The 5,808-nt window shown below is 39.2% G+C and carries 5 protein-coding genes; 2 read left to right on the forward strand and 3 right to left on the reverse strand.

The annotated features are described in order from the left end of the window. Positions 1–68 precede the first annotated feature (68 nt). Entirely contained in the window at positions 69–713 is a 645-nt protein-coding gene (locus tag IBX40_10510; protein MBE0524749.1) for a transposase, read from the forward strand. 514 nt (positions 714–1,227) lie between these two features. Here IBX40_10510 and IBX40_10515 read toward each other — a convergent pair. Genes IBX40_10515 through IBX40_10525 form a run of 3 tightly spaced genes read right to left on the reverse strand, consistent with a single transcriptional unit; the run spans position 1,228 to position 3,894 of the window. After that, a complete protein-coding gene (locus IBX40_10515; protein MBE0524750.1) occupies positions 1,228–1,521 on the reverse strand; it encodes a translation initiation factor 1A in 294 nt (97 codons plus the stop codon). Between the two features lie 13 nt (positions 1,522–1,534). Beyond that, positions 1,535–2,308, reverse strand: coding sequence for a carbon-nitrogen hydrolase family protein (locus tag IBX40_10520; GenBank protein MBE0524751.1), 774 nt, complete (start codon positions 2,306–2,308; stop codon positions 1,535–1,537). Continuing rightward, on the reverse strand, positions 2,308–3,894 hold the full coding sequence (locus IBX40_10525) for an asparagine synthetase B (GenBank protein ID MBE0524752.1): 1,587 nt from the start codon (positions 3,892–3,894) through the stop codon (positions 2,308–2,310). The genes IBX40_10520 and IBX40_10525 overlap by 1 nt, the downstream gene beginning before the upstream one ends. Positions 3,895–4,035: 141 nt before the next feature. On the opposite strand from IBX40_10525, the gene IBX40_10530 reads away from it, so the two are divergent. Continuing rightward, positions 4,036–5,742 carry a TCP-1/cpn60 chaperonin family protein gene (locus IBX40_10530; protein ID MBE0524753.1) on the forward strand — a complete coding sequence of 569 codons (1,707 nt, stop codon included), beginning with the start codon at positions 4,036–4,038 and terminating at the stop codon, positions 5,740–5,742. Positions 5,743–5,808: the final 66 nt, after the last annotated feature.

The raw sequence follows: 5,808 nt of genomic DNA on the forward strand, positions 1-5,808 counted from the left end.
ACGAATTGTTTGAGAATGGATACTGTGCCCGAGTAAAAACTGGTCCCAAAAATTTACGCAAAAGAATTATGGAAGCGGGTGCTATTGCAGCCTACCAACAACAAACTGATTATCCAGTCATTCAAATTCTTTTAAGTGATGATGCTCGTCAGTTCAAACTGATAACTAAATGGCAAGCACTTTGTTGGGTTCATGATGGGAGAAACTACAAGATGTTACACCCTATAGTGCCATTGTACAAAGAAAAACTTGAGAAGTTTTTAGATCGATATTGGAATTATTACGGGAAACTTTTAGAATATAAAAAAAATCCAAGTTCCCAGATGGCTGAAATATTATCAGCAGAATTTGATAGATTATTTTCTACTAAAACGAAATATCGAGCTTTAGATGACCGAATTACAAAAACAAAAGCTAATAAGACACAACTTTTGCTGGTATTAAAATATCCAGAACTGCCTTTACATAATAATGATGCCGAACTAGGAGCAAGGACACAAGTTCGTAAACGGGATGTAAGTTTGCATACCATGACAAAAGATGGCACCAAAGCTAATGATACATTTATGACGATTGTGCAAACGGCAAAGAAATTAGGCGTAAGTTCCTATGAATATATTCATGATAGAGTTAGTAAGAGTTTTTGTATGCCTTCTCTTTCAGATTTAATAAAAGCGAATACAATTGCAAAAATCGATTGTGATGCAGGTTAAATGAGGACAATTATATTAATCTTGGAATTATTACCAATCTACTTGTAGTGTTGCTTTTCGATTTAAATATTGCCAGTTACCCTCTAATTTGAAGTGGATACGTAAAAGGGCTGTTTTGAGTAGATTTCTAGACCAAAATTGTCATGGTACGTTAATCTATAGTTGGAACTCAAGATTTTTTATATTCCATGAATGGAACATTTTCTGCAGGAATATTTCTTGAAAAACGATATTATACTAGATTATTTGATGCAAAAAAGTTGGATTCTTTCTGGAATATAAAGGGCTGACGAAAATCGGTGTTTAAGGAATTAAGATGTTAACTTCGTGTGTTGGAAACTCTCAGAACTTTAAAGTGTTGTGAAAAGCTGTTTTTGGGACGGCCTGTTTGTCATACTTTTTTCAAGACGTGAGGAGATTATCCCCTCATCCATCATGAAATCGTGGATCGTAGTGATATTTTCTTGAATATAATCCATAGTTAAATTCCATGAATTAGCTCATTTCGCCAGAGTTATTTAACATATTTATTGAGAAAGTTGTCCAGTATTTCGTCATTTAATTTTTTAGCTCTGGATTTATTGCTTACTCTCGAGATAACGTCACATTTCTCATCATCCACATTCCATGGTTCAATTTCGACAACATCCCCATTATATATCTTTGATAGACGGCGACGTATTTTTAATCGTCCGGGAACCCTTGCGTTCCTTTTTTTACCATCTGAACATATAACATTCAATCTCTGGCCCCGATAAATAGTTTCAACAACACCGTAAATTTTACTGGTTTTTTTCTTTTTCAACATCAACACTCCACATTCATTCGTTTTTGAAAAATTCCATAAACATGTTATCATACACATCGATTTCAAATTCACTGAACGTTGGTTCTCTTCCCCTTTCCCGTGTAACTTCATCCAGATCGATTTCTACTGAGATAATTTCCTCAGAATTCCCACATTTATGCAATAACTCACCACAGGGTGACACTACCATACTTTTTCCAATAAATTCTTCATTTCCCACTCCACCACATCTATTAACACCCACAATGAACAACTGGTTATCAATTGCTCTTGACACAAGTCTTTTTTCCCATATATAGTCAGCTTCCTCGGGAGTACTGGAAGGGACAAATATAATGGAAGCACCTTTTAATGCAATGATTCTTGTTAATTCAGGAAAAGCAATTTCAAAACATATCAACAAGCCAATAGAAACATCATCAATATCAAAAACAGGAAAAACCTTGCCTTTTTGCACAAAAGATTTTTCCATCGGATGGATGACCACCCTTCTATAAGATCCAATAACCTTACCTTCATGGATCATATATGTTGTATTGTAAAATCTGTTCCTCATCACTCCATGCTTTTCAATTAAAGGCAGAAGCATTGTTTTACCAGTACCTTTCATTTCTTCTACAATGTTTGAAGCTTCACCACTCACTTTATTAAGATATTTTAGTGTTTCAGTACCACTTCTTCCAAGAGCAAAACATTCTGGAAAACATACAATGCCATCCAGGTTCTCAATCAAATGTTTCAGTTTTTCAACATCCAATGGATCATAATTTGTTTGTACTATAGACACTAACATGACAGATTCAAACCTTGTGATATTTCATTCATATAAGCCCACATTTCAGGTGTCCCGTACTCCTCGTCAAGATATCTGTAGATAGAACCTTTGTCTTCTATTTCCACATATTTTACCTTTTTATCTTCAAAATAGTTTTGAGCAACTTCCCGGATCAGATCATGGATCCCGGATCCTGACTGTGCTGAATCTTTATTTCGATAAGCTATATAGGAGGGGATTTGGTGTTTCTCGGCCACCTTTCTATGAACCCATTTTCTCATGGTATCATCTGAACTTTTTATTTTGAGTGTGGGGAACATCCTCATGGCAATTTTCACCACTTCCCTATCCAGATAAGGAACCCTCATTTCAACTGAATGAGCCATAGTCACTTTATCTTCACGCTCAAGCGTGTCATCGTATAAAAGATCAATATCTTCCCATAACTTTTCATGCAAGGTAAGAAAACCATCATTTTCCACAACAGTTCTATACCAGGTATACCCTGCAAAAAGTTCATCGGCTGCCTGCCCGGTGAACATAACCTTTATGCCGTCTTCTGAGGCAGCCTTTGCTGAAAGGTACATAGGAACCGCCACCTTCACCTGCAAAAGACCATTTATCTCAATACATTCAATGATATCTGGCAAGATTGATCCGATCGTTTCCCTGTCAATAATTATAGTTTTATGATCAAACTGTAAATCTTTTGCAACTTTTTGAGCATTTTCTACGTCCTGCGACCCCTTCATTCCGACACAATAGCACGTTAGATCACACCCGAGTTCAGTCAATATTTTTGCAATCAGTACTGAGTCAACTCCACCTGAAAAAATCATGCCCAATTTTGCCTGGGTCAGACCTCTTACTCTTGTGTTTACGGAATTTACCAGGGCATTTTCATATAAATATACAGCATGATTAAAATCATTGATATCTATCTGCGGCCGCTCAACCATCACGCCGGTATGTATTTGTGCACCATTCTCATTTAATTCAAGTATGCGGCCCGGTAATATTCTTTTTGGTGTTCCAAATTCCCAGATTGCTTTTTTTTCAGAAGAAAAATACACAACTTCATCCTTAATAGAATAATAGACCGGTTTGATACCTATCGGATCCCGGGCTATGATGATCTTTTTTCCGTCGGTCACTGCTAATACATACATGCCATTGAGCATTTTAACAGTGGATTGGACTGTTTTGAGCAGATCACCATCATATACCTCCTCTATGAGATGAAGAAGTATCTCACTATCATTGTTTCTATCTTTAATATCATGGTGGCTGCCTAACAGTTCCTGCAATTCATTTTGATTATATATCTCACCGTTATAAACAAGGGATAACGTTCCATCACAGGATGTAAATGGCTGGATAGAATCATCCTTTCCCATAATGCTTAACCGGGAATGACCAATGCAAATATGGGCCCGTTTGTTGTTGGTTAATTGTCCAACACTGTTCTTTTTCAGTATCTCTCCGTCAGCATAGAGTCCACACGCATCCGGACCACGATGTTCCATTCTGGAAAGCATATCAATGACGGTAGATGTTGGTATCTTATTATGGGAAAAATATCCACATATCGAACACATAATTCTTTAAATCTCCAGGCCAATTCGTCACTGTTCCATCTTAAATAATTAATCTGATGAAAATGATGATATAGAGAATAATTTCTGCAGAATCTGAAGATTAACTTGATATGTAAGGATTCGTATGTTCTATATTCAATGATGAGCGAACAAGAACAAAACATAAAAGGGCAGCAAATAGATCAACCCGTATTCATTCTAAGAGAAGGAACCCAGCGTTCCAGTGGTAAAGAAGCCCAAAAAAGCAATATCATGGCAGCAAAAGCAGTGGCTAATGCCGTAAGGACTACACTTGGCCCGAAAGGTATGGATAAGATGCTGGTGAACGCATTTGGGGATGTGACCATTACCAATGATGGAGCCACTATCTTAAAGGAAATGGATATTGAACACCCGGCAGCCAAGATGATCGTTGAGGTTGCCAGAACCCAGGACGATGAAGTGGGTGATGGCACTACCACAGCATCAGTTCTTGCAGGTGAACTGTTAAGTATGGCGGAAGATCTCCTGGAACAGGAAATCCACCCCACGGTAATCGCCAGCGGATATTTGCAGGCAGCTCAAAAAGCAGGAGAAATTCTGAAGAGTATTACAAAATCTGTATCTGAAGAGGACGATGATATTTTAATAAAAATTGCCAATACTGCGATGACCGGGAAAGGCGTTGAGGGTTCCAGTGAACAACTGGCAAAGCTGGCCGTTAAAGCGGTACATGCTGTCACAGAAAAAAAGAATGACACGAAATTCGTGGACATTGATTCTATCAAGATCGAAAAAAAAGTAGGCGGTAGAATAGACGATTCTGAAGTAATCGAGGGCATGGTCATTGACAATAAGCGTATTCATCCTGACATGCTAAAACATGTGAAAGATGCCAGGATAGCCCTGATCAGTGAACCTGTGGAGTATAAGAAGACAGAAGTTGATGCAGAGATCAACATTACTTCTCCTGAGCAGCTCCAGCAGTTCCTGGACCAGGAAGAGACGATGCTTAAAAACGTAACAAACAAGATCATCGATAGCGGTGCAAACGTAGTTTTCTGTCAGAAAGGTATCGATGATATGGCCCAGCATTACCTGGCAAAAGCCGAAGTACTGGCAGTCAGGCGTGTCAAAAAGAGTGATATGGATAAACTGGCTCTTGCCACTGGTGCAAATTTAATAACAAATATTGAGGAGATATCTGATCCTGATCTTGGTGGAGCTGGTCAGGTAGATGAGAAGAAGATCGGTGAAGAGAGCATGCTTTATGTTACTGGCTGTAAGAATCCGAAGGCTGTCAGTATTGTGATCCGGGGAGGAACCCAACATGTTGTGGATAGTGCAGAACATGCTGTAGAAGATGCACTTCATGTAGTTGGTGTTGTCATCGAGGATGAAAAACTTGTGACAGGCGGCGGCAGCCCGGAAGTAGAACTGTCGTTGCGATTGAGAGAATACGCTGCCACATTGAAAGGAAGGCAACAGCTGGCTGTCGATAAATTTGCTGATGCAATGGAAATCATACCCCGCACCCTGGCTGACAATACAGGATTGGATACCCTTGATATCCTGGTACAGCTAAGATCCCGTCATGAGATGGGGAACGTAAATGCGGGTCTTGATGTTATGAACGGAGATATTATCGATATGAAGGAGAAGGGGGTTCTGGATCCTCTCAGGGTCAAAACCCAGGCCATTAACAGTGCTACCGAAGCGGCAATAATGATCCTGCGGATTGATGATATTATTGCATCTGAAGGAGAAAGTGGACCTGATGTGCCTCCGGAAATGATGCAAGGTGGTGGTGGTATACCTCCTGGAGCTATGGGTGGGATGCCGCCGGGAATGCCGCCAGGTTTAATGTAATCCATTTGGAACAGTATCAATTTGGGGCACAAAAAATCAATCAAAAATTTCCAGTAACACTCTGGT

The organism is Methanosarcinales archaeon (genome assembly GCA_014859725.1).
Taxonomy (GTDB): Archaea; Halobacteriota; Methanosarcinia; order Methanosarcinales; family Methanocomedenaceae; genus Kmv04.

Bases quoted from the DNA above. Each gene is read 5' to 3' on its own strand.
- IBX40_10510 (MBE0524749.1), top strand. From the start codon at position 69: ATGGAAGCGGGTGCTATTGCAGCCTACCAACAACAAACTGATTATCCA.
- IBX40_10530 (MBE0524753.1), top strand. From the start codon at position 4,036: ATGAGCGAACAAGAACAAAACATAAAAGGGCAGCAAATAGATCAACCC.
- IBX40_10525 (MBE0524752.1), bottom strand. From the start codon at position 3,894: ATGTGTTCGATATGTGGATATTTTTCCCATAATAAGATACCAACATCT.
- IBX40_10515 (MBE0524750.1), bottom strand. From the start codon at position 1,521: ATGTTGAAAAAGAAAAAAACCAGTAAAATTTACGGTGTTGTTGAAACT.